Source organism: Pseudomonas sp. BF-RE-21 (assembly GCF_019947305.1).
Lineage (GTDB): Bacteria > Pseudomonadota > Gammaproteobacteria > Pseudomonadales > Pseudomonadaceae > Aquipseudomonas > Aquipseudomonas migulae.
This window is the reverse complement of record NZ_JAGYGF010000005.1, coordinates 25,764-49,711: the sequence shown is the minus strand read 5'-3', so window position 1 is coordinate 49,711 and position 23,948 is coordinate 25,764. Positions and strand designations below refer to the sequence as shown.

The 23,948-nt window shown below is 59.4% G+C and carries 15 protein-coding genes; 9 read left to right on the top strand and 6 right to left on the bottom strand.

What is annotated here, in order from left to right; all coding sequences use genetic code 11:
- The first annotated feature begins 198 nt into the window (after nucleotides 1-198).
- The 5 genes from KGB25_RS05690 (at nucleotide 199) to KGB25_RS05670 (ending at nucleotide 8,606) form a co-directional block, all read left to right on the top strand.
- Nucleotides 199-2,307: a putative bifunctional diguanylate cyclase/phosphodiesterase gene (locus KGB25_RS05690; RefSeq protein WP_223434557.1), complete on the top strand. Its 2,109-nt coding sequence runs from the start codon at nucleotides 199-201 to the stop codon at nucleotides 2,305-2,307.
- Between the two features lie 241 nt (nucleotides 2,308-2,548).
- The gene (locus KGB25_RS05685) at nucleotides 2,549-3,295 is read left to right on the top strand and encodes an SDR family oxidoreductase (protein ID WP_008035597.1); all 747 of its coding nucleotides are present in this window, start codon (nucleotides 2,549-2,551) and stop codon (nucleotides 3,293-3,295) included.
- Nucleotides 3,296-3,384: 89 nt separating this feature from the next.
- Nucleotides 3,385-6,171: an RHS repeat-associated core domain-containing protein gene (locus KGB25_RS05680; protein WP_223434556.1), complete on the top strand. Its 2,787-nt coding sequence runs from the start codon at nucleotides 3,385-3,387 to the stop codon at nucleotides 6,169-6,171.
- 155 nt (nucleotides 6,172-6,326) lie between these two features.
- Nucleotides 6,327-8,339 (top strand): RHS repeat domain-containing protein, encoded by a 2,013-nt coding sequence (locus KGB25_RS05675; protein WP_223434555.1) that lies wholly within the window; start codon nucleotides 6,327-6,329, stop codon nucleotides 8,337-8,339.
- Between the two features lie 36 nt (nucleotides 8,340-8,375).
- On the top strand, nucleotides 8,376-8,606 hold the full coding sequence (locus tag KGB25_RS05670) for a hypothetical protein (RefSeq protein WP_223434554.1): 231 nt from the start codon (nucleotides 8,376-8,378) through the stop codon (nucleotides 8,604-8,606).
- 542 nt (nucleotides 8,607-9,148) lie between these two features.
- Here KGB25_RS05670 and mapR read toward each other — a convergent pair.
- From mapR to KGB25_RS05655, 3 genes are all read right to left on the bottom strand, one after another.
- Nucleotides 9,149-10,564 (bottom strand): GntR family transcriptional regulator MpaR, encoded by a 1,416-nt coding sequence (gene mapR, locus KGB25_RS05665; protein ID WP_223434553.1) that lies wholly within the window; start codon nucleotides 10,562-10,564, stop codon nucleotides 9,149-9,151.
- A 119-nt stretch (nucleotides 10,565-10,683) separates the two neighbouring features.
- Nucleotides 10,684-12,111 carry a cytochrome c oxidase accessory protein CcoG gene (gene ccoG / locus KGB25_RS05660; protein ID WP_223434552.1) on the bottom strand — a complete coding sequence of 476 codons (1,428 nt, stop codon included), beginning with the start codon at nucleotides 12,109-12,111 and terminating at the stop codon, nucleotides 10,684-10,686.
- Between the two features lie 195 nt (nucleotides 12,112-12,306).
- Nucleotides 12,307-12,540, bottom strand: a complete 234-nt coding sequence (locus KGB25_RS05655; RefSeq protein WP_008035603.1) for a DUF3203 family protein — start codon at nucleotides 12,538-12,540, stop codon at nucleotides 12,307-12,309.
- A 121-nt stretch (nucleotides 12,541-12,661) separates the two neighbouring features.
- On the opposite strand from KGB25_RS05655, the gene KGB25_RS05650 reads away from it, so the two are divergent.
- Nucleotides 12,662-13,156, top strand: coding sequence for an MgtC/SapB family protein (locus tag KGB25_RS05650; protein ID WP_207284273.1), 495 nt, complete (start codon nucleotides 12,662-12,664; stop codon nucleotides 13,154-13,156).
- 128 nt (nucleotides 13,157-13,284) lie between these two features.
- On the opposite strand, the gene KGB25_RS05645 is transcribed toward KGB25_RS05650, so the two are convergent.
- Complete coding sequence (locus KGB25_RS05645) at nucleotides 13,285-13,452, bottom strand: hypothetical protein (RefSeq protein ID WP_192227263.1); 168 nt, start codon at nucleotides 13,450-13,452, stop codon at nucleotides 13,285-13,287.
- A 216-nt stretch (nucleotides 13,453-13,668) separates the two neighbouring features.
- Between KGB25_RS05645 and KGB25_RS05640 the strand changes: the two genes are divergently transcribed.
- The 3 genes from KGB25_RS05640 (at nucleotide 13,669) to glgB (ending at nucleotide 21,407) form a co-directional block, all read left to right on the top strand.
- Nucleotides 13,669-15,663: an alpha-1,4-glucan--maltose-1-phosphate maltosyltransferase gene (locus KGB25_RS05640; RefSeq protein ID WP_008041051.1), complete on the top strand. Its 1,995-nt coding sequence runs from the start codon at nucleotides 13,669-13,671 to the stop codon at nucleotides 15,661-15,663.
- A gap of 168 nt (nucleotides 15,664-15,831) precedes the next feature.
- The gene (treS, locus tag KGB25_RS05635) at nucleotides 15,832-19,173 is read left to right on the top strand and encodes a maltose alpha-D-glucosyltransferase (protein WP_223434551.1); all 3,342 of its coding nucleotides are present in this window, start codon (nucleotides 15,832-15,834) and stop codon (nucleotides 19,171-19,173) included.
- Nucleotides 19,174-19,175: 2 nt separating this feature from the next.
- Nucleotides 19,176-21,407: a 1,4-alpha-glucan branching protein GlgB gene (gene glgB, locus KGB25_RS05630; RefSeq protein WP_223434549.1), complete on the top strand. Its 2,232-nt coding sequence runs from the start codon at nucleotides 19,176-19,178 to the stop codon at nucleotides 21,405-21,407.
- A 144-nt stretch (nucleotides 21,408-21,551) separates the two neighbouring features.
- On the opposite strand, the gene KGB25_RS05625 is transcribed toward glgB, so the two are convergent.
- Nucleotides 21,552-22,619 (bottom strand): autotransporter outer membrane beta-barrel domain-containing protein, encoded by a 1,068-nt coding sequence (locus KGB25_RS05625; protein WP_008041049.1) that lies wholly within the window; start codon nucleotides 22,617-22,619, stop codon nucleotides 21,552-21,554.
- A gap of 417 nt (nucleotides 22,620-23,036) precedes the next feature.
- Nucleotides 23,037-23,837 (bottom strand): endonuclease/exonuclease/phosphatase family protein, encoded by an 801-nt coding sequence (locus tag KGB25_RS05620; RefSeq protein WP_008041048.1) that lies wholly within the window; start codon nucleotides 23,835-23,837, stop codon nucleotides 23,037-23,039.
- Nucleotides 23,838-23,948 lie beyond the last annotated feature (111 nt).

The window sequence follows — 23,948 nt, the reverse complement described above, 5'->3', positions numbered from 1 at the left end:
CAGCTCCTACAGGAGAGCGGGGGAGTTGGGGCTCGGGAGTAACGTTTCAGAGGTATTGCGGGTGATCAAACAAGCGTTTCATCGGCTTGATGGCCCTTTGCTAATTTTCTCAGTGCGTTCTTTTGTGCAATCAGTACAATCGCCCGATTTGCCCCCCGAGAACGGAAGCAGTACGGCGGGGTAGTCGCGAGAAATCCAATGCTCATCGGTAGCTATTCACCCACGCTGGTTATCATTTCGCTCTTCGTAGCGATTCTCGCCTCCTATACCGCACTCGACATGACGGGGCGCATTGCCACTGCCAAAGGTCGGGCCGTGCATTTGTGGACGGCGGGCGGGGCTTTTGCGATGGGCATTGGTGTGTGGTCGATGCATTTCATCGGCATGCTCGCGTTCAAATTGCCGATCGACCTTGGCTACGATGTCACGCTGACATCGCTGTCGCTGCTGACCGCGTTCCTGTCCAGCGGCTTCGCCCTGTGGCTGGTCAGCCAGCCACAATTACCGGCTTGGCAACTGGCGTTCGGCGCACTGGTGATGGGTGCCGGCATCAGCGCCATGCATTACACCGGCATGGCCGCCATGAGCATGCAGCCGGGCATTGATTACGACCCGACGCTGTTCAGCTTATCGTTGCTGATAGCCGTTGGCGCCTCGGGCGCGGCGTTATGGATCGCCTTCCGCCTGCGCAAGCACACGCCTTACGTCCGGCTGATTCGCGGCGGCGCGGCGGTGATCATGGGCATCGCCATCGTCGGCATGCATTACACAGCCATGGCCGCAGCGCAGTTTCCGGACGGCAGTTTTTGTGGCGCGGCCGTCAACGGTTTAAGCGGCAAGGGCTTGGACAGCCTGGTCTTGATCACCACGCTGGCGGTGTTGAGCATCGCCTTGCTCACCTCGATTCTCGATGCGCGTCTGGAGGCGCGCACCGCCGACCTGGCCCGCTCGCTCACCGAAGCCAATCGTGAACTCACCCAACTGGCGCTGCACGACACCCTGACCGGTTTGCCGAATCGGATATTGCTGGCCGACCGCATCGGCCAGGCCATGTCGAAGGTGCAGGAGCAGGGCGGTTGTTTTGCATTGATGTTCATCGATCTGGACGGTTTCAAACCAGTCAATGATGCCTTCGGCCATCACATGGGCGACCTGCTGCTGCGGGAAGTCGGCTTGCGCCTGCGCGAGGATCTGCGCAGCCAGGACACCCTGGCGCGGATCGGCGGTGACGAATTTGTCTTGCTGGTGCAACTGCGCGACGAGCATGACGCCCTGAACCTGGCGGCCCGTCAGGTCGGAATGATCGCGCGCTCGTTCCGCGTCGCCGAACATGATTTGCAGATTTCAGCCAGTGTCGGCATCGCCCTCTACCCGGGCAACGGCCAGACGGCCGAAGAGCTGCTGATGAATGCCGATGCGGCGATGTATCACGCCAAGGGCGCGGGCAAAAACGGCTACAGCTTCTTCGACGCCTCGATGAACAGCAACGCGCGCAAACAACTGCAATTGCTGCAAGACCTGCGTAATGCCGTGGACCAGCAACAATTCAGCCTCTATTACCAGCCCAAGTTCGACGCCAGCAATGGCCGGCCGGTCGGCGCCGAAGCGCTGTTGCGTTGGGTGCACCCGACTCAGGGCATGCTGCTGCCGGACAAATTCATCGAGCTGGCGGAGAAGACCGGGCTGATCATCCCGATTGGCGACTGGGTGCTCAACGAAGCCTGCCGCCAGATGCGCGAGTGGTACGTGCTCGGCTACACCGACTGGCGCATCGCCGTGAACCTCTCGGCCCTGCAGTTCTGCCATGCAGGCCTGGTTCAAAGTGTCGCCAAAGCCCTGGCCACGCACCATTTGCCCGCCAACAGCCTGACTCTGGAAATCACCGAAACCACCGCCATGAGCGACGCTGATGCGAGCATGACGGTGCTTAACGAGCTCTCGGAGATGGGCGTCGACTTGTCCATCGATGACTTCGGCACCGGCTATTCGAGTTTGATGTACCTCAAGCGTTTGCCGGCCAACGAATTGAAGATCGACCGCGGTTTTGTCCGCGACCTGGAACGCGACAGCGACGACGCCGCGATCGTTTCCGCCATCGTCGCACTGGGCCAGGCACTGGGTTTGCGGATTGTCGCCGAAGGGGTGGAAACCGACGTGCAGCAGGACTTCCTCACCCAACTAGGCTGCGACTCGTTGCAAGGCTACCTGCTTGGGCATCCGCTGCCGGCGGAGCGCTTCATGGTCGACATCCTTCGAGCGGAGCGTGCGACCGCGTTACCGCTTACCGCCGAGTCACTCCCCCTGTAGGAGCCGGCTTGCCGGCGATGGGGGTCGTGAGATTTACGTCGATTTTGAGGGCGCTATCGCCGGCAAGCCGGCTCCTACAGAGGACCGTGTTGTTCAGATCGTTCAGGCCCGCCACAAAACCTTGTAGGAGCCGGCTTGCCGGCGATGGCGTCCGCCCGGACACCACAACACCCCATGCAAAAAACGCCGATGACGGTTATTCTTGCCCCCGACTGCTTACGCTTGAACGGGGAAAGCTCGCATGGACAAAGTCATCGTCATCACCGGCGGCAGCCGCGGCATCGGCGCCGCCACAGCCTTGTTGGCCGCCGAACAGGGCTATCGGATCTGCATCAACTATCAATCCGACGAAGAAGCTGCGCACCGTGTGCTCGAGCAAGTCCGCGCCCTCGGTGCCCAAGCCATCGCGGTCCGTGCCGATGTCAGCATCGAAGACGAAGTGATCGCCTTGTTTCACCGGGTCGACACCGAGCTGGGCCGGGTCACCGCACTGGTCAACAACGCCGGCACCGTGGGGCACAAATCCCGGGTCGACGAAATGTCCGAATTCCGCATCCTCAAAATTCTCAAAACCAACGTCCTGGCGCCGATCCTCTGCGCCAAACACGCGATCCTGCGCATGTCGCCCAAACATGGCGGCCAGGGTGGCAGCATCGTCAACGTTTCCTCGGTGGCCGCACGCTTGGGCGCCCCCAACGAATACGTCGACTACGCGTCCTCCAAAGGCGCACTCGACACCTTCACCGTCGGCCTGTCCAAGGAAGTGGCCGGCGAAGGCATCCGCGTCAACGCCGTGCGACCTGGCTATATCTACACCGATTTTCACGCGCTGAGCGGCGATCCGGACCGGGTCAGCAAACTGGAATCGGCAATACCGATGGCACGCGGTGGCCGGCCGGATGAAGTGGCGGAAGCGATTGTGTGGTTGTTGTCGGATAAGGCGTCGTATGCGACGGGGACGTTTGTTGATCTTGGTGGCGGGCGCTGAATGGCTGTCTACTGTCATTGTTGACAGTAGACGTCGATAACCGACGCGCCTAGATTGCGAGTGGCCTCTTACCCGATGAGCGCCACGATTTGCATAGCCATACACCGTCAATCAGCGTCATTGAACCCCGTGGGTTAGCCGTTCGTGCGCTGGCGTATTATCGGCGTGCTGTCGGCGAGCCGGTGGAGACGCGGGTCACGCATCAGCTTTATGACGCTGTGGGTCGGCTCACCGAACAGCGTGATCCCCGGTTGTTTGCCTTGGCGCAGTCCGGCGCTGCGGTGCCACCCAATCTACTCACCCTCCCAAGCTTGTCAGGCCAGGTGCTTTGCAGTGACAGCGTTGATGCGGGTTGGCAACTGAGCTTGCCCGGTGCGGCCGGGCAGTCGCTTGAAGCGTGGGATCAGCGGGGTTGGCACCGTCGCACCGAGCATGACTTGTTGTTGCGGCCGCTGGCGGTGTTCGAGCATTACGCTGACGAAGCCGAGCGCTGTGCCGAGCGGATCAGCTGGGGCCGCGTTTCGCCCGACGACGCGTTGCACAATCGCTGCGGCCAGTCGGTACGACACGATGATCCGGCGGGCAGTCGGTTGCTACCCGAATATGGGCTGACGGGCACGGTTCTGACCGAGGTTCGACATTTCCTCGCTCAGCTGGATTCGCCCGACTGGCCCGTCACCGAGGCGGAACGCAACCAACTGCTGGAGCCGGGTGACGGTTTGCAGTCAGCCTGGCGTTTTGCGGCAACCGGCGAGGCGTTGAGCCAGACCGATGCCAAGGGGCATGTCCGCCACTTTGCGCATGATCGGGCCGGGCAACTGCGCGAAGTCAGTCTGCAACAGGCCGGACACAGCGCTGCGGAACCGCTGGTCCACGCCCTCGAGTACAACGCCTTCGGCCAGGTGCAACAGGAGTTGGCCGGCAACGGTATGCGCACCTTTTCCACTTACGACCCGGCCGATGGCCGTCTGCTGTCGCTGGCCAATCAGGACCCGCACGGCGTGTTTTTGCAGCACCTGAGCTACCGCTATGACCCGGTGGGCAACATCACCGAGATCACCGACGCCGCCTTACCGATCCAGTATTTCGCCAACCAACGCATCGAACCGGTTCGACGGTTCACCTACGACACGCAGTACCAGTTGATCAAAGCCACCGGCTGGGAAACCGCCAAACCTTCATTCGGCCCGGCATTGCCCGAGTGGCAAGCCTTTGGCCCACCCGACGCCAGCCGCTGGCGCAACTACAGCGAAACCTATCACTACGATGCCGCCGGCAATTTGCTGGAACGCCTTCACCTTGGCGCCGAAAACGACACCCTGACCATGCAGGTGGCAGCGCACAGCAATCGCAGCATCAAAGAACGCCCCGGCGCGGATCTGGAGGCGCTGTTCGATGCGCGTGGCAACCTGCTGGAGTTGCAACCCGGTCAGGCGATGCAGTGGAACGGCCGAAATGAACTGGCCCAAGTCACCCAGGTGGTGCGGCTCGCTGCCGCCGATGACCGGGAGCGCTTTGTCTACGATGCCGAAGGCACACGCCTGCGCAAATGGCGCAGTGCGGCGGCGAAATCCGTCAGCCATACCTCCGAAGTGCGCTACCTGCCGGGCCTCGAACTGCACAGCCACAGCGCGTCGGGCGAGCAGTTGCAGGTCATCAGTGTTCAGGCCGGGCGCTGTTCGGTGCGGCTGCTGCATTGGGACAGCACGCCGCCCGGTGGCGTGGCCAATGATCAGCTGCGTTATTGCTTCGACGATCACCTGGGGTCGAGTGCGATTGAAGTGGATGCGCAGGCGAAACCGATCAGCCAGGAAGTGTATTACCCGTTTGGCGGCACGGCGTGGCTGGCGGGGCGGCATGAGGTGGAGACCAGTTACAAGACCATTCGCTATTCAGGGAAGGAGCGAGATGCCACGGGGCTTTATTACTACGGCGCGCGGTATTACGCGCCGTGGTTGCAGCACTGGTTGAATCCGGATCCGGCGGGGGCTGTGGATGGGGTGAATTTTTATCGGTTCGTTAGAAATAGTCCGATTAACTATATGGATGAGCGGGGGAATAAACCTGTAGTGGTCAGCGCCGAGGAACTTGAACTTGAGAAAAGGAGTGAGAGTACGAGAAGAATTGTATACCGAGGGAAAAGTGCGTTTGAAGAGGACTTGCCTGCCGAGGCTAGGGCTTTTGAAGTTGCATTAGACCTCGCAATAAGGGATTTTGGTCGTACTGTAGCCGCACTGAACTACGGTACTTACAATAAAGGATTGGTTGAGGCGTACTTTGGTTCGGCTACAGAAGATACGATCGATGCATTGAGAATGAGTTATCAACGATTGTTGGAGGCTGCTCTAAAGTTTAAATCCGAGCCTGAAAGGTTGGTGGTTTTTATTCCTATAGCCGAGTCTGCCCCCACGGCAAGCGTTTATCTCAATGATCCGAAGAAAAAAATATACATGAACCAAAATATAGCGCATGAGAATTCTTCTTATTTTAGTTATGTGCTTATGCATGAGTTAAGTCATCTTTTTTCAGGTCGGGGGGGTGTTTCGGATAAGTGGTATATGGGCAGTTTGGTTTTCGACCAGTTTCGAACGGTAAGAGTGGGAGTTAGGTCAGCGCAATTGATGGCTGGGCGCATTAATAAAAGCGATGTTTTTCCCGCGCTTCAGAGAAATTTTATACAAGAGACGGGGGCTTGGGGGATGTGGGATGGCGTATATAGGTTCAATTACTCTCAAGCCCTTAGAACGAGGCTTGCACTCTCAAATCCCGATAGTATCGCGTGTTTTGCTGCCGCAACAGGTGAACGAGTAGAGAAAAAAATTTCTCAGCCCAGCCGAAGCTCCCAACGAGAAACGCTTAGTGCAAGCGGCTCTTAATGCCAACAATTTCATCTGTAATGGCGTCAATGAATCGATCTGTGCAGTCCAAAGAGCCATCTGCTTCTGGCTGTCTACTGTCATTGTTGACAGTAGACGCCGATAACCGACGCGCCTAGATTGCGAGTGGCCTCTCAACTATTGAGCGCCACGATTTGCATAGCCATACGCCGTCCATCAGCGTCATTGAACCCCGCGGTTTAGCCGTTCGTACGGTGGCTTATTATCGGCGCGCTGTCGGTGTGCCGGTCGAGACGCGGGTCACGCATCAGCTTTATGACGCTGTGGGTCGGCTCTTCGAACAGCGCGATCCTCGGTTGTTTGTCTTGGCGTCGTCCGGCGCTGTGGTGCCGCCTAATCTACTCACCCTCCCAAGCTTGTCAGGCCAGGCGCTTTGCAGTGACAGCGTCGATGCGGGTTGGCAACTGAGCTTGCCCGGTGCGGCCGGGCACCCACTTGAGTTGTGGGATCAGCGAGGCTGGCATCGCCGCACCGAGCATGATTCGTTGTTGCGACCGCTGGCGATATTCGAGCACGGCATCGACGAAGCCGAGCGCTGTGCCGAGCGGATCAGCTGGGGCCGTGTTTCTTCCGACGATGCGCGGCACAATCGTTGCGGCCATCCGGTACGACACGATGATCCGGCGGGCTGTCGGTTGCTTCCCGAATATGGGCTGACGGGCGCGGTGCTGACCGAGGTTCGGCACTTTCTGGAAAATCTTGATTCCCCCGACTGGCCCGTCGACGAGGCAGAACGCAACCAACTGCTGGAACTGGGTGACGGTTCGCAGTCTGCCTGGCGGTTTGCGGCAACTGGCGACGCGTTGAGCCAGACCGATGCCAAGGGGCATGTCCGCCACTTTGCGCAGGATCGGGCCGGTCAACTGCGCGAAGTTCGCCTGCAACAGGCCGGACACACCGTCGCCGAAACGCTGGTCAACGCCATCGAGTACAACGCCTCCGGCCAGGTACAACACGAGTTGGCCGGCAACGGCATGCGTACCTTTTCCACTTACGACCTGGCTAATGGCCGGCTGCTGTCGCTGGCCAATCAGGATCCGCACGGCGTGTTTTTGCAGCACCTGAGCTACCGCTATGACCCGTCAGGCAACATCACCGAAATCGCCGATGCCGCCTTACCGATCCAGTATTTCGCCAACCAACGCATCGAACCGGTTCGACGGTTCACCTACGACACGCAGTACCAGTTGATCAAAGCCACCGGCTGGGAAACCGCCAAACCCTCATTCGGCCCGGCATTGCCCGAGTGGCAAGCCTTCGGCCCTCCCGACGCCAGCCGCTGGCGCAACTACAGCGAAACCTATCACTACGATGCCGCCGGCAACTTGCTGGAACGCCTTCACCTTGGCGCCGAAAACGACACCCTGACCATGCAGGTGGCGGCGTACAGCAATCGCAGTATCAAGGATCGTCCAGGTGCGGATCTGGAAGCGCTGTTCGATGCGTGCGGCAATCTGCTGGAGTTGCAACCTGGTCAAGCGATGCAGTGGAACGGCCGCAATGAACTGGCCCAGGTCACCCAAGTGGCACGGCTCGCTGCAGCCGATGATCGGGAACGCTACGTCTACGATGCCGAAGGCACGCGTCTGCGCAAATGGCGCAGCGCGGCGGCGAAATCCGTCAGCCATACCTCAGAAGTGCGCTACCTGCCGGGACTCGAGCTGCACAGCCACACCGCGTCGGGCGAACAGTTGCAGGTCATCAGTGTTCAGGCCGGGCGCTGTTCAGTGCGGCTGCTGCATTGGGACAGCCCACCGCCCGCTGGCGTGGCCAACGATCAGCTGCGTTACTGCTTCGACGATCACCTGGGGTCGAGTGCGATTGAAGTGGATGCGCAGGCGAAACCGATCAGTCAGGAAGTGTATTACCCGTTTGGCGGTACAGCGTGGCTGGCGGGGCGGCATGAGGTGGAGACCAGTTACAAGACTGTGCGGTATTCAGGGAAGGAGCGAGATGCCACGGGGGTTTATTACTACGGTGCGCGGTATTACGCGCCATGGTTGCTGCACTGGTTGAATCCAGATCCGGCAGGGGCTGTGGATGGGTTGAATGTTTATCGGTTTGTCAGAAATAACTCAGTTAATTTAAGGGATCAAGATGGACTTGCACCAACTCCCCCGAGCGCTAAACGCATTGAACTAGAATAAAGCGTCGGGTTTTATCCGGCACAGGTGTGGCGAGGAATGGCAAATATAGAGAAGCACTCACCTGAGTTGGCAAGTGCCTTAAAAAAAGGCTTCTCAAGTGCGAAATCTCAGCTCGCTGATGCCATTGCCTTGTTGGATGTTGAGATGCTTCGTGATGAGGATAAAAAGCATGTTGAATCTTTTTTTGGAGAGGTCACCGCTTACGACTATCAATCTATGGTTGAAGCATATAAGGCGGCATATTTGTATATTGATAATCATCTATGATGACACTCAGCGAGTAATCGCGTTTATCGATCCGACTTCACATCGGAGCGCATTTGTAATAGGCCGAGATCACAAAATATATTTCAACTCGTCATATGTTGAGGGTGCGCCGAATTGGGAAGTTGCTTTTGTTGTTTTGCATGAATTGACCCATATGGATGAAATGTTGGGTGCCTTGGATAGTTGGTGCTTTATTCGCTCTTATAGCAAAGGTATGTTGCCAGACAGCAGGAGGGGCTCCATAGATTCCGTTGAAATTGAGAAAGGGGAGAGAAGCTCGCGAGAGTTGCTGTCGTCTACGGATCTGATGTCACAGGAAAATATCCGGTTGGGCGAAAGGATGGAGCCTGCATATGTAGGGTTTTTCAATATAGACTCTCCCACACGAAAAAACTTGTCATTTAGAAATGCCGATACGCATGCTTTGTTTGTTCAAGCTCTAAGTCTGTCAGCTCCACGACGCCTTGCTCCTGCGAAGTAATAATTTATGTAGATTTGTCATTTTACTCATCAAGTCGGTGACTGCTTTACACTTCCAGTGCTTACATTGAAAACGACCGCACAATCCGCCCCAACGTCTCCATCGCCTTCTCCGAAGCCTCATCCCAAGGGCTGCCATAATTCAGCCGAATACAATTCCTGAACCGCTGCGCCGGTGAAAATATCGGCCCCGGCGCAATGCTGATCCCTTGCGCCAATGCCATCTGAAACAACTTCAACGAATCCATCTGCGGCGGCAATTCCAGCCACAAAAAATACCCGCCAGCCGGTTGGCTGACGCGAGTCTGCGCCGGGAAATAGCGCGCAATCGCCGCCAGCATCGCACTTTGCTGCTCTTCCAGCGCATAACGCAGTTTGCGCAGATGCCGGTCATAGCCGCCATGTTGCAGATAATCGGCAATGGCCGCCTGCGCCGGCATCGATGCGCACAGCGAGGTCATCAACTTCAACCGCTCAATCTTCTGCGCATAGCGCCCGGCAGCTACCCAGCCAATGCGATAACCAGGGGCTAGGCTCTTGGCGAACGAGCCGCAGTGCATTACCAACCCTTCGGTATCGAACGCTTTCGCCGGTTTTGGCGCCTGCTGCCCGTAATAGAGTTCTGCGTAAACGTCATCTTCGATCAGCGGCACCTGGTGGCTGCGCAACAGCTCCACCAGTTCCTGTTTCTTGGCCTCGGGCATGGTGGCGCCCATGGGGTTCTGGAAACTGGTCATGCACCAGCAGGCCTTGATCGGGTGGCGTTCCAGGGTTTGCGCGAGCACGCCGAGGTCGATGCCGTCGCGTGGGTGCACGGGGATTTCCACGGCTTTGAGTTTCAGCCGTTCGAGGATTTGCAGGCAGGCGTAGAACGCAGGGGCTTCGATGGCCACCAGGTCGCCGGGTTCGGTGACGGCTTGCAGGCACAGGTTCAACGCTTCGAGGGCGCCGTTGGTGATCAGCAGTTCTTCCATGGGCAGCATCAGGCCGCCGACCATATAGCGCAGGGCGATTTGTCGGCGCAGTTGCGGGTTGCCTGGCGACATGTCAGTGACGACCATGCGCGGGTCCATGTCCCGGGCGGCGCTGGCCAGGGAGCGGGACAGGCGTTGCAGGGGAAACAGGGTCGGGCTGGGGAACGCCGAGCCGAAGGGCACGGTGTTGGGGTCTTTGATCGAGTCGAGGACCGAGAACACCAGTTCGCTGACGTCGACTTCGGTGGACTCGTTGACCTGGCTGCTGATCACCGGCTCTGAAAACGGGCTCGGCGCATGGGTGTTGACGAAGTAGCCGGAACGCGGGCGGGCGCGGATCAGGCCGCGGCGCTCCAACAGGTAATAGGCCTGGAACACCGTGGACGGGCTGACGCCGTAGGTCTGGCTGGCGTAACGCACCGAGGGCACGCGCTGGCCGGGGCCGAGGACGCCGGAGCGGATCAGTTCAGCGATGTCGTCGGCGAATTTTTCGTAGCGTTTCATCGAGTGCCCGGTTCATTGTGGTTCAGTGAAATCGAGGTGACTTCTTCGCCGGCAAGCCGGCTCCTACAGGTCTGCGCGATTCTGTAGGAGCCGGCTTGCCGGCGATGCAGTCTAAGGGATCAACGGTTCATCGGCGCAACAAACCGGCTTTTGGCCACGCTATAAATCTCAGGTTCATCGCTGTCGATGATCTTGAAACTGATGCTCTGCGAGCTGCTGCTCGGCCGTTCGGTGGTCATCGCCACGGACACCGGCACGTCGACAATTTCGCCCGGCGCCAGGCTCAGTTCGGTCTTGCCTTGCAACTGGAAGCCGTCACCATCGACCAGGGTCAAGCGGTAGTCCTGACGTTGCTGGGTCTTGTTGATGACCTTAAGGCTGTAGATGTTTTCGATCTGCCCCTGGCTGTTCTCGCGGAACAGACCACGGTCCTTGCTGACGTCCAGCGACACCATCGGCCGTTCCACCAGCGCGAGGGCGAGGGCGCCGATCATCACCAGCAACACCGCGGTGTAGCCGATCAGCCGTGGCCGCAGCAGATGCGTCTTGCCACCTTGCAACTCGTGCTCCGAGGTGTAGCTGATCAGGCCACGGGCATAGCCCATTTTGTCCATGATCGAATCGCAGGCGTCGATACACGCGGCGCATCCGATGCACTCCATCTGCAAGCCATCGCGGATGTCGATGCCGGTCGGGCAGACCTGCACGCACAGTTGGCAATCGATGCAATCACCGAGGCCGACCTCGGCAGGTTTCACCTCACGTTTGCGCGGGCCACGGTTTTCACCACGGGCGACATCGTAGGAAATGGTCAGCGTGTCTTTGTCGAACATCACGCTCTGGAACCGTGCATACGGACACATGTGCATGCACACCGCTTCGCGCAGCCAACCGGCGTTGATGTAGGTCGCGCCGGTGAAAAACAACACCCAGAACAGGCTGACACCGCCCATCTGCAAGGTCAGCAGTTCTTCGGCCAGCGGCCGGATCGGCGTGAAGTAACCGACAAACGTCAGGCCCGTCATCAAACTGATCGCCAGCCACAGCGTGTGCTTGGCCGAGCGACGCATCAGTTTATTCACGCCCCAGGGCGCGGCTTGCAGCTTGATTCGTTGGTTACGCTCGCCTTCGGTGATCTTCTCGCACCACATGAAGATCCAGGTCCAGGAACTCTGCGGGCAGGTGTAGCCGCACCAGACCCGGCCGGCAAATACGGTGATCGCAAACAGACCGAACGCGGCAATGATCAGCAGCGCCGACAACAGGATGAAATCCTGCGGCCAGAAGGTCGCACCGAAGATGTGGAATTTGCTTTCGGAAAGGTCCCAGAGCACAGCCTGACGGCCACCCCAGTTCAACCACACGGTGCCGAAAAACAGCAGAAACAGAAACCCCGCACCGCTCAAGCGCAGGGTTCGGAACAGGCCGGTGAAGCTGCGGGTGTGGATCAGGTTGTCGCTGGACTTGGCCTTCATCTTTGGACGCGAAGGCTCATTTTTAACAAATGAGGCGGGTTCTACGGTTCGGACGGGGATTCTTTCGCTCATGGTCTTTCGCTCATCAGCCTCCATCAGGCATGAGCACTATGAGCGGCGATCTGTTTGCATAACAGACTCAGGTATCGCAATAAAAAGCGGATCAGATGAGCGCTGAGCCTCGCCCTGCGACAAGTTGATGCACCCGTCAAAACGGGGCGCGGGCGCCTATATCAGGCGCCCGCGCGTGATGTTGATCCGGGTCAGTCAAATCACCGAATCACTGTTGGTTGCCTTCAGATGCCGGCGGCCGTCCACTGCGCCTGCTACGGTCAATGCATCGGCTTCTGCTTCGGTGATGTAAATGCGCTGGCCGTCGATGTCTACCGCCGACATGGCCTTGGCGCCGTCGGTGATGATGGTGACGTCGGGGCACAGACGGATTTCTTCGCCGTTCTGCGTGATGAAGAAGCAGGTCTGGTTTTCGATGCGCACAGTCATGGAGAGGTCCTTTTTCTGCGGGTTCATGACTGTTAGGGCACCCGCGGTCGCCATCGTTCTGTGCAACCGATTAATGGTCGGCGCGGTCCATCCTCTATCGAGCATCTACAAGGATTGCACCATGAACGCCTGGTGGCATGAGGTTTGGGTGACGCTGCAAGCGGAGTTCGCCGACATCGGCGACGCCTCACAACTGACACGAATTACCGTCAGATTGCTGATAGCGGCGATTTTGGGCGGGATTCTGGGGTTCGAGCGTGAACACAAGGGCAAGGCGGCCGGAGTGCGAACGCACATGTTGGTCGCGCTTGGCGCGGCATTGTTTGTGCTGGTGCCGCAAATGTCCGGTTCTCAGGCGGATGCCATGAGCCGCGTGGTGCAGGGCGTGATCGCCGGGATCGGCTTTCTCGGTGCCGGGACCATCCTGAAAAACCAGGACGGTGATGAAGGCCACGTGAAAGGCCTGACCACCGCCGCCGGGTTGTGGATGACCGCGGCGATTGGTGTTTCCGCCGGATTGGGGCGCGAGGCGACGGCGGTGTTCAGTACGTTGCTGGCGTTGGGGATTTTCAGTGTGATGCCGAGGATCGTGAAGCTACTCGAAAACAAAGACTGACACGGACCTGTAGGAGCCGGCTTGCTGGCGATGGCGTCCGTACATTAAACATTGCGTTATCTGGACGACCGCTATCGCCAGCAAGCCGGCTCCTACAGGGGTTGCGGCATCATTCAGGTTGGCGGGCATCATTCGGGACTGACGATCACCGGCGGGATGGTTTCTGGCGGATCTTCACGCGGTGGCGGGGTAGTGCCCGGCGGGTCCTGCTCGGGTACAGGTTGCGGCTCAGTCGGCGGAATGGTCGGTTGGTCGATGTTCGGATCTGGCGTTTCTGCCGGGATTGGAATACTCATCGTTGAAGCCTCCAGTGGCACATGGCGCAAGTCGTGCTTAAGTGTGTTGACCACTTCGTGCAGGAATTGATTCCACCGGATACCCAGGCAAATCCCCGTGAACTTTACCGGCGCCCGTCGCTCGGAACTTAAGTGAGTTCATTCCGGGGCCGCTGGCCTTGCGCGAATGACGACCAGGTACAAGAGCGTCCATGGGGCGTGAAGGAGAGATGCTCGATGACTGCTGAAAAACCCACAGAGCTCAACTACAACCCTCATATGCCGCTGTCGCAGGCATTACTGCTACCGCGCATCGCCATCGAAAACACCATGCCGACCCTCGATGGCGGGCAATTCGCCGTTAAAGCGGTGGTGGGGCAAGACGTGGTCGTTACCAGCAAAGTCTTCGCCGACGGTCATGACAAACTGGCCGTCCGGGTCCGCTGGCGCGCCGCCGACGATGAAGTCTGGCAGAGCGAAGTCATGGGCGAGTTGGGCAACAACGGTTATCAAGGCCAGTTCCGCGTCGACCGCCAGGGCCGTTATGTGTTCTGCATCGAAGCCTGGGTCGATCAGTTCGCCAGCTTCTGTTATGAGCTGGAAAAAAAGTACACGGCCCGGGTGCCGGTCAGTCTTGAGTTGCAGGAGGGGCGCAATCAGGTCCAGCAGGCGGCCGAACGCACTGAAGGACCACTCAGCGAAGCGCTGGCCGCGCTGCACCATGAATTGTCCGGGTTGCTCGAAACCGAGCAGGTCGCACTGTTTTTGCACCAGCGTAGCGCTGACCTGATGGCCGAGGCCGATCACCACGCTTATTTGAGCCTGAGCGCCGAGTTTCCGCTGGATGTCGAACGCGAGCTCGCGCAGTTTGCCAGTTGGTATGAGTTGTTCCCGCGTTCGATCACCGATGACCCGGCCCGTCACGGCACCTTCAACGACGTGCATTCGCGGCTGCCGATGATCCACGACATGGGGTTCGACGTGCTGTATTTTCCACCGATCCACCCGATCGGGCGCAGCTACCGCAAAGGCCCGAACAACTCGCTCACCGCTGGCCCCGACGATCCGGGCAGCCCCTATGCCATTGGCAGTGAAGAGGGCGGGCATGAGGCGATTCATAAGGAGCTGGGCACCCGCGAAGACTTCCGTCGGCTGGTGGCTGCAGCGGCTGACCATGGCCTGGAAATCGCGCTCGACTTTGCCATCCAGTGTTCCCAGGACCATCCGTGGCTCAAACAGCACCCCGGCTGGTTCAACTGGCGCCCGGACGGCACGATCAAATACGCCGAGAACCCGCCGAAGAAATATCAGGACATCGTCAACGTCGACTTCTATGCCGTCGAAGCGATCCCCAGCCTGTGGGTCGAATTGCGCGACATCGTGGTCGGCTGGGTCGAGGAGGGCGTGAAGCTCTTTCGCGTCGACAACCCGCACACCAAACCGTTGCCGTTCTGGCAGTGGCTGATCGCCGATGTGCGGGCGCTGTACCCGGAGGTGATTTTTCTCGCCGAAGCCTTCACCACGCCGGCGATGATGGCGCGCCTGGGTAAGGTCGGTTATTCGCAGAGCTACACCTACTTCACCTGGCGCAACACCAAGCACGAACTGTCGACGTACTTCACCGAGCTCAACGAATCGCCGTGGCGCGAATGCTACCGGCCGAATTTCTTCGTCAATACGCCAGACATCAACCCGGCGTTTCTGCATGAGTCGGGGCGCGCCGGTTTTCTCATCCGTGCGGCGCTGGCGACTATGGGCTCCGGGTTGTGGGGCATGTATTCAGGGTTCGAACTCTGTGAAGCCGCGCCTGTGCCGGGGAAGGAGGAATACCTCGATTCCGAGAAGTACGAGATCCGCCCAAGGGACTTCAATGCGCCCGGCAACATCATCGCCGAGATCGCGCAGCTCAATCGCATTCGTCGGCAAAACCCGGCGCTGCACACGCATCTGGGGCTAAGGGTCTACAACGCCTGGAATGACAACATTCTGTATTTCGGCAAGCGCAGCGCCGATGGCAGCAATTTCATTCTGGTGGCCGTCAGCCTCGATCCGCACAACGTTCAGGAAGCGAATTTCGAATTGCCGCTGTGGGAAATGGGTTTGTCCGACGACGCCAGCACCCAGGGTGAGGATTTGATGAACGGGCACCGCTGGACCTGGCACGGCAAGTACCAGTTCATGCGGATCGACCCGGCGCATCAGCCGTTCGGGATCTGGCGCATCACCGTCTAAACGCAGGACCTGTAGGAGCCGGCTTGCTGGCGATAGCGCAATAGCATTCAACAGTTTCGTTGACTGGCCCGCCGCCATCGCCAGCAAGCCGGCTCCTACAAGGGAAATCATCGCGTCGGAGGACTGTGTACGGCCCAGCGACCTTCTCGAACTCAACAGGAGTTTCAAATGGCGAAGAAACCCAAGGCAGCCACGTTTATCAAGGACCCGCTCTGGTACAAGGATGCGGTGATCTACCAGGTTCACGTAAAGTCTTTTTTCGACTCCAACAACGACGGGATCGGCGACTTTCCCGGCCTTATCGCCAAACTCGATTACATTGCCGACCTCGGCGTCAACACCATCTGGCTTCTGCCGTTTTACCCGTCGCCACGACGCGATGACGGTTACGACATTGCCGAATACCGCGGCGTGCACGCCGATTACGGCACCATGGCCGACGCCAAACGCTTTATCTCTGAAGCGCACAAACGTGGCTTGCGGGTGATTACCGAACTGGTCATCAACCACACCTCGGACCAGCACGCGTGGTTCCAGCGTGCGCGCAAAGCCAAGCCCGGCTCGGCCGCGCGGGACTTTTACGTCTGGTCCGATGACGATCAAAAATACGACGGCACCCGCATCATTTTTCTCGACACCGAGAAATCCAACTGGACCTGGGACCCGGTCGCCGGTCAGTATTTCTGGCACCGCTTCTATTCCCACCAGCCGGACCTGAACTTCGATAACCCGCAGGTCATGAAAGCCGTGCTCTCGGTGATGCGCTATTGGCTGGACATGGGCATCGACGGTTTGCGTCTGGATGCGATTCCGTACCTCATCGAGCGCGACGGCACCAATAACGAAAACCTGCCCGAGACCCACGATGTCCTCAAGCAGATCCGCGCCGAAATCGACGCCAATTATCCCGACCGCATGCTGCTGGCCGAGGCCAACCAATGGCCGGAAGACACCCAGTTGTACTTCGGTGAAACCGATAAAAAAGGCCTGAACGGTGACGAATGCCACATGGCGTTCCACTTCCCGCTGATGCCGCGGATGTACATGGCGCTGGCCCAGGAAGACCGTTTCCCGATCACCGACATTCTGCGTCAAACCCCGGAAATCCCCGCCAACTGTCAGTGGGCGATTTTCCTGCGTAACCACGATGAGCTGACCCTGGAAATGGTCACCGACAAGGAGCGCGATTACCTGTGGAATTACTACGCCGCCGACCGTCGCGCGCGGATCAACCTGGGGATTCGCCGTCGCCTCGCGCCGCTGATGGAGCGTGATCGTCGTCGCGTGGAATTGCTCAATAGCCTGTTGCTGTCGATGCCCGGCACGCCGACGCTGTATTACGGCGATGAAATCGGCATGGGCGACAACATCTACCTCGGCGACCGCGATGGCGTGCGCACGCCGATGCAATGGTCGATCGACCGTAACGGCGGGTTTTCCCGCGCCGACCCGGCGAGCCTGGTGCTGCCGCCGATCATGGACCCGCAATACGGCTACCTGTCGGTCAACGTCGAAACCCAGGCCGGCGACCCGCATTCGCTGCTGAACTGGACCCGCCGCATGCTCGCGGTGCGCAAGCAGTCCAAGGCCTTCGGCCGTGGCACCCTGAAAATGCTGTCGCCAAGCAACCGCCGGATTCTGGCCTACACCCGTGAATTCACCGGCGCCGACGGCAAGCACGAAATCATCCTGTGCGTGGCCAACGTGTCCCGTAGCGCGCAAGCGGCAGAGCTCGACCTGTCGGCCTACGTCGGCATGGTGCCGGTGGAGATGCTCGGCGGGAATGCGTTCCCGCCGATTGGGCAATTGAATTTCCTCCTGACCCTGGCACCGTACGGTTTCTATTGGTTTGTGCTGGCGGCAGAAAACCAAATGCCGAGCTGGCACGTCGAGCCGGCGCAAAGCCTGCCGGATTTCACCACGCTGGTGCTGAAAAAACGCATGGAGGAACTGCTCGAAGCGCCGTCCCGTGGCACGTTGGAGCAGAGCATCTTGCCAAGCTGGTTGCAGAACCGGCGTTGGTTCGCCGGCAAGGACGCTGCCATCGACAAGGTCAATCTGGCCTACGGCGTGCGTTTCGGTGATGCGCAGCATCCGGTGCTGTTGAGTGAAATCGAAGTCACCAGCGGCGGCCAGACCAGTCGTTACCAGTTGCCGTTCGGCTTCATTGCGGACGATCAGGTCGGGCCGGCATTGCCGCAGCAACTGGCGTTGTCGCGGGTGCGACGCGGACCGCAGGTGGGTTTGATCACCGATGCCTTCAGCCTCGAACACTTCATCCGCGCCGTGCTGTCAGCCATGCAGGACAACACGGTGTTGCCTTCCGATGGCGGCGAAATCCGTTTCGAGCCGACTGCCGCACTGGCCGGCCTGGGGCTGACGGCGGAATCGGAAGTGCGTTACCTGTCCGCCGAACAGTCCAACAGTTCGGTGGTGGTGGGCAAAACCATGGTGCTGAAGCTGATCCGCAAGATCGCCTCGGGCGTGCACCCGGAACTGGAAATGAGCGCGTACCTGACCAACGCAGGCTTTGCCAATATCTCGCCGCTGCTGGGTTCGGTGGTTCGCCGCGACGCCAAGGGCGAAGACAATCTGCTGATGATCGCCCAAGGCTATTTGAGCAATCAGGGCGATGCGTGGGAATGGACGCAGAACAACCTCGAACGGGCGCTGCGCGATGAACTGGCCGACGCGATGTCCGAGCAGGAGCAGCATTACAACGCCCTCGGCGAGTTGAAAGACTTCGCCGCAATGCTCGGTCAGCGCCTGGGTGAAATGCACCTGGTGCTGGCGGCGTCTACCGACGACCCGGACTTCGCCCCGCACGTCACCACGCAAAAAGACGCCCTGGCCTCGGCCAAGGATGTCGCGGCGCAACTGGAGCACGCGCTGAAGTTGCTCAAGCAGCATCAAAGCGAACTGAACCCGGCGGACAAAACCCTGGTCAGCCGTTTACTGGACAACAAAAAAGCCATCCTCGCCCACGTCCAGGAACTGGGTAAAAAAGCAGTCGGTGGTCTGCGGATTCGCGTCCACGGCGACTTGCACCTCGGGCAGGTGCTGGTGATCAAGGGTGATGCGTACCTGATCGACTTCGAAGGCGAACCGGCACGGCCACTGGCCGAACGTCGCGGCAAACACAGCCCCTACAAAGATGTCAGCGGCGTGTTGCGTTCCTTCGACTACGCTGCGGCGATGACGATCAACGTGCACAACGCCGATCACACCACCGATGTGCAGGCGGCCCGTCAGCGTGTCGCCGATCGCTATTTAAGTGAAGCGCGACAGGCATTTGTCGACGCTTATCGGCTGGCGGCAGCTAGTCTTGCTCATGCGTGGCAAGATCCGGAAGGCGAGGACGCCGCGCTGGCGTTGTTCGGTCTGGAGAAAGCGGCGTATGAGGTGGCCTATGAGGCAGAGAATCGGCCCACCTGGTTGCCCGTGCCGTTGCACGGTTTATATGGATTATTGAGTGGGCTTAAACCCTTTTCCGATCTTGGTGGAGAGTAGTCATGAGTTTCTCGAACAAGGAACAGGGTCACGCTAGAGAGGCGTTACTGCCCAGATCCCGGGACATCGATGCGCTGGTACGCGCTGAACATCACGACCCCTTTGCAATCCTCGGCCCCCATGGCGATGGTGCTGGCGGGCAATTCATACGGGCTTATCTGCCTGACGCGCTGAGCGTGCAGGTGCTGACCAAGGACTCCGGCGAAGAACTCGGCAGCCTGGAGGCCACCCAGACGCCGGGGTTGTTTGTCGGGCATTTCGAGCACGCGCAGCCGTATGTGCTGCGCACCCGTTGGGCCGGTGGCGAACAGGTGTCCGAGGACCCTTACAGCTTCGGCCCGTTGCTCGGTGAAATGGACTTGTATCTGTTCGCCGAGGGCAATCACCGCGACTTGAGCAGTTGTCTCGGTGCGCAGCTGAAAAACGTCGACGGCGTCGACGGCGTGCGTTTTGCCGTGTGGGCACCCAACGCCAGACGGGTGTCGGTGGTCGGCGATTTCAATAACTGGGATGGCCGTCGGCACCCGATGCGCTCGCGTCACCCGACCGGCGTCTGGGAAGTGTTCATCCCGCGCATGCAGGCAGGCGAGGCTTACAAATACGAGATCCTCGGTGCCCACGGCATTCTGCCGCTCAAGGCCGATCCGATGGCCCTGGCCACCGCGCTGCCGCCGGACACCGCGTCGAAAGTCGCCTCACCACTGAGCATCGAATGGCAGGATCACGCGTGGATGCAGGCACGCGTCGAGCGTTCACAACCGAGCGCGCCGCTGTCGATCTACGAATTGCACGCCGGCTCCTGGCAGTGTGAGCTGGACGATCTGGGCGAAGTCGCGCGTCAGTACACCTGGCACGAACTGGGTGAACGGTTGATCCCGTACGTCAAGGATCTGGGCTTCACCCACATTGAGCTGATGCCGATCATGGAGCACCCGTTCGGCGGTTCGTGGGGCTATCAACTGCTCTCGCAATTTGCCCCGAGCGCACGCTACGGTTCACCGGATGACTTCGCCGCGTTCGTCAACGCCTGTCACCTGGCCGACATCGGCGTCATCCTCGATTGGGTGCCGGCGCATTTCCCGACCGATGTCCACGGCCTGGCGCAATTCGACGGCACCGCGCTGTACGAATACGGCAACCCGCTGGAAGGTTTCCACCAGGATTGGGACACGCTGATCTACAACCTCGGTCGCACCGAAGTGCACGGCTACATGCTGGCGTCGGGGTTGCACTGGCTCAAGCATTTCCATGTCGATGGCCTGCGCGTCGATGCGGTGGCGTCGATGCTGTATCGCGATTACTCGCGCAAGGCCGGCGAATGGGTGCCGAACCGGCACGGCGGGCGGGAGAACCTTGAAGCGATCGACTTCCTGCGCCACCTCAACGACGTGGTCAACCTCGAAGCCCCTGGCGCACTGGTGATCGCCGAAGAATCCACCGCGTGGCCAGGCGTGAGCCAGAGCACGCAGCAGGGCGGCCTGGGTTTCGATTACAAATGGAACATGGGCTGGATGCACGATTCGCTGCATTACATCCAGCAGGATCCGGTGTACCGCGCGCATCATCACAACGAACTGAGTTTCGGCCTGGTATACGCCTGGTCCGAGCGCTTCATCCTGCCGATCTCCCACGACGAAGTGGTCCACGGCAAACACTCGCTGATCGACAAAATGCCCGGCGACCGCTGGCAGAAATTCGCCAACCTGCGTGCGTACCTGAGCTTCATGTGGGCGCATCCGGGCAAGAAGCTGTTGTTCATGGGCTGCGAGTTTGGCCAGTGGCGCGAGTGGGATCATGATCAGCAGCTGGATTGGTACTTGCTGCAGTACCCGGAACACCAAGGTGTGAAGACTTTGGTCGGTGACCTGAATCGGCTGTACCGCGAAGAACCGGCGCTGCATGAGCAGGACGACGTGCCGCAAGGGTTCCAGTGGCTGATTGGCGATGACGCGATCAACAGCGTTTACGCGTTCCTGCGCTGGAGCAAGGATGGTCGGCCGGTGCTGGTGGTGGCCAACTTTACGCCGGTGCCGCGCCAGGCTTATCGCATTGGCGTGCCGTTTGCGGGGCGCTGGACTGAGGTGATCAACAGCGACGCGGCGACGTATGCCGGGTCGAATTACGGGAACAGCGGCGGGGCGTCTACCGAGGAAGAGGCGAGCCATGGGCAGGCGCTTTCGCTGGTGCTGAATTTGCCGCCGTTGGCGGTGTTGATGTTGAGGCCGGAGGGGTGATCTGAAACCGCGTCGCTGCCATTCGCCGGCAAGCCGGTCTCGCTCCCACAGGGGTCACGCTGTACCTGTGGGAGCAGCGGTGCGACGACCCGACTTGCCCGCGATGGTGTCAGCCGGGACAACGCATTTCTTGAAAACCGACGCTCACCAACGCATCCGCACACCCAAACTGCCAATCAGCCCATTCAAATCATTTTCATCCACACTGCTGCTGTAATCCGCGCTGACATACAGGCTCACGGCGGGAGTCACTCTGGCCACCAGGCCCAAACCCACTTCGACTGTCGATGAATAGCGGCTGGTGCTGATCTTGTCGACCTGATCCAGGGTCACGGTATTGCCGGTGTACACCGTGTGCCACAAGTTGGTCCGCACATACGGTTCGACCCCGAGGCCGTTGATGTCGTAGCTACCTTTCAACCGTGCACCGACCCGACCGCTCCAGGATGTCAGGTCGCTGGAGGAAGCATTGCCGGAACCGGCGTACGGGGTGTCCAGGGTGATGCGCTGATTGATCAACTGAGCCTGGGGTTCGACCACCCAGTTGTCGCCCAGACCAATCGGAAAGCCGCCTTCCACCGAGAAGGTGACTGCGCTGCCTTCGGTGGCTTGTCGGGCTCCCTGTTCATTACGACTGAAGCCGTTGACCCGACCGCCACTGGCCGTCAAGTCGACGTGCCAGCCCTGTGGGCCGGTCAGGCTCCAGTAGGCGCCGAGGCTCTGGCCTTGCAGGTTGAGGGTGTCGGTGTTGGGGTCGGCAAGGGCGCGACTGGTCAGCAGGCCGTTGCTGTTGCCTTGAAACTGGCTCATCCCGCCGATCAGCCCGACCTGCTGGGTATGGCCGCTACCGCTTTGCAGGGTGAGGATCGCCGGGCCTTTGAATTCGTTGGCGCCAGGAATGCTGAATCCCTGGGACAGATAATCGGTTTGTGCCTGACGCGATACCTGTCCATAGAGCTGATCCCAGGCCGAGGGCGCAGCGTCTTCGATGGTCAGGTGTGAACTTCGCAGATCAGGGTTGGCACTGAAGCGGCCGGGGTAGTTGGTAGCGAGCGAGGGCAAGGTGAGCACCGGGACCTCCTGGTCATACCAGGGGGTTGTTTCTTCCTCGGCAGGCGAGGCCTGCACTTCCATGGATGAACACAGCAAGAGTGAACTCGACACTGTGCAAAAAGTAACTTTGATCTCTTGTGGGGTGAATGAAGTTTTCATGGAGGTCTACCTTGCAGTCGCATGTGGTATCTCGCTCTGGCGTCTCTCCTACCCCTGATTGAGGGGCGACCGAATGGACTGGGGCAAGCCGCTGGCGGCCCGTTTTGACGGGTGTCTGGGGGTTGCTCCGGGTGGTACTTCCGGGGGTAGTAACGTCAAGTCAAGAAGACCGATGGCGTCGCGTCAAGAAAATGAACGATAAGCGGTATGTCTAATTTAGCCGTTGCAACTGATTGTTTTTTGGCGCTTATCTAAGTTCTTGTTTGTACGAAAAATCATCGTGAAAGTATTGTTCCAGAGGCGTTTGAGCAGCCGACGGTCGGTAAGAAAGTCGATGTGAACGGCGAGATTCACGGGCGCATCCCTTAGAACATTACTGTCAATATCAATGATGCCTGACGGATCATGCCTGAAACACTAAAGACGCACTTCCACCGCCAACGGCAAATGATCCGACAGATGCGTCCACGGCTTGCTGCCCAATATCCGCGGCTCATGGCTGCTGGCATTGCGCAGATAGATCCGGTCCAGGCGCAGTAACGGAAACCGTGCCGGATAGGTTTTTGCCGGGCGACCATGGTGGCGTTCGAAGGCTTCGTGCAGGTAGTCGTGGCGGGCGAGGGCGGCGTTGCCTTGTAGCTGCCAGTCGTTGAAGTCGCCGGCGATTATCACCGGTGCATCGTCGGGTAAAGACTCAAGCAGTTGGCAGAGTAACTGGAGCTGCAATTGACGATGACTTTCCAGCAGGCTCAGGTGTACGCAAATCGCGTGGACTTCGGCGTGGCCCGGTACGTCGAGCAGGCAATGCAACAGACCGCGGCGCTCGGGGCCGGTGATCGAGACGTCGAGGTTGCGGTATTCGCGGATCGGGTATTTTGACAGCAGCGCGTTACCGTGGTGACCGTTGGGGTAGACCGCATTGCGGCCGTAGGCGAAGTCGCTCCACATGCTGTCGGCGAGGAACTCGTATTGCGAGGTCTGCGGCCAGTTGTTGAGGCGGGAAGAATGGCGTTCGTGTTCACCGACGACTTCCTGCAGGAACACCAGGTCGGCGGACGTACTGCGTACCGCTTCACGCAGTTCCGGGAGGATGAAGCGTCGGTTTAGCGCGGTGAAGCCCTTGTGGGTGTTGACCGTCAGTACTCTGAGTCGATTAATCGCCGGCGGCGTGTTCAATGGCGTCGATTCGACGGTCTGGCGCTTGGAATCACTGGTCACTTTGACTCCTCTGAATCATGCTGGCTTATGTATGCGACTGATGCGGGGGCGGGCAGTTCAGTTTGAGCATGCGCTGCGGTCCGACTTGCCGGCGATGGCGTCTTCAAGATT

What these genes read in the sequence shown, in the direction of transcription:
- KGB25_RS05670 (WP_223434554.1), top strand. Translation starts at nt 8,376, where the DNA reads ATGGCAAATATAGAGAAGCACTCACCTGAGTTGGCAAGTGCCTTAAAA.
- ccoG (WP_223434552.1), bottom strand. Translation starts at nt 12,111, where the DNA reads ATGAGCGAAAGAATCCCCGTCCGAACCGTAGAACCCGCCTCATTTGTT.
- glgB (WP_223434549.1), top strand. Translation starts at nt 19,176, where the DNA reads ATGAGTTTCTCGAACAAGGAACAGGGTCACGCTAGAGAGGCGTTACTG.
- KGB25_RS05650 (WP_207284273.1), top strand. Translation starts at nt 12,662, where the DNA reads ATGAACGCCTGGTGGCATGAGGTTTGGGTGACGCTGCAAGCGGAGTTC.
- KGB25_RS05645 (WP_192227263.1), bottom strand. Translation starts at nt 13,452, where the DNA reads ATGAGTATTCCAATCCCGGCAGAAACGCCAGATCCGAACATCGACCAA.
- KGB25_RS05640 (WP_008041051.1), top strand. Translation starts at nt 13,669, where the DNA reads ATGACTGCTGAAAAACCCACAGAGCTCAACTACAACCCTCATATGCCG.
- treS (WP_223434551.1), top strand. Translation starts at nt 15,832, where the DNA reads ATGGCGAAGAAACCCAAGGCAGCCACGTTTATCAAGGACCCGCTCTGG.
- KGB25_RS05690 (WP_223434557.1), top strand. Translation starts at nt 199, where the DNA reads ATGCTCATCGGTAGCTATTCACCCACGCTGGTTATCATTTCGCTCTTC.
- KGB25_RS05655 (WP_008035603.1), bottom strand. Translation starts at nt 12,540, where the DNA reads ATGACTGTGCGCATCGAAAACCAGACCTGCTTCTTCATCACGCAGAAC.
- mapR (WP_223434553.1), bottom strand. Translation starts at nt 10,564, where the DNA reads ATGAAACGCTACGAAAAATTCGCCGACGACATCGCTGAACTGATCCGC.
- KGB25_RS05685 (WP_008035597.1), top strand. Translation starts at nt 2,549, where the DNA reads ATGGACAAAGTCATCGTCATCACCGGCGGCAGCCGCGGCATCGGCGCC.
- KGB25_RS05625 (WP_008041049.1), bottom strand. Translation starts at nt 22,619, where the DNA reads ATGAAAACTTCATTCACCCCACAAGAGATCAAAGTTACTTTTTGCACA.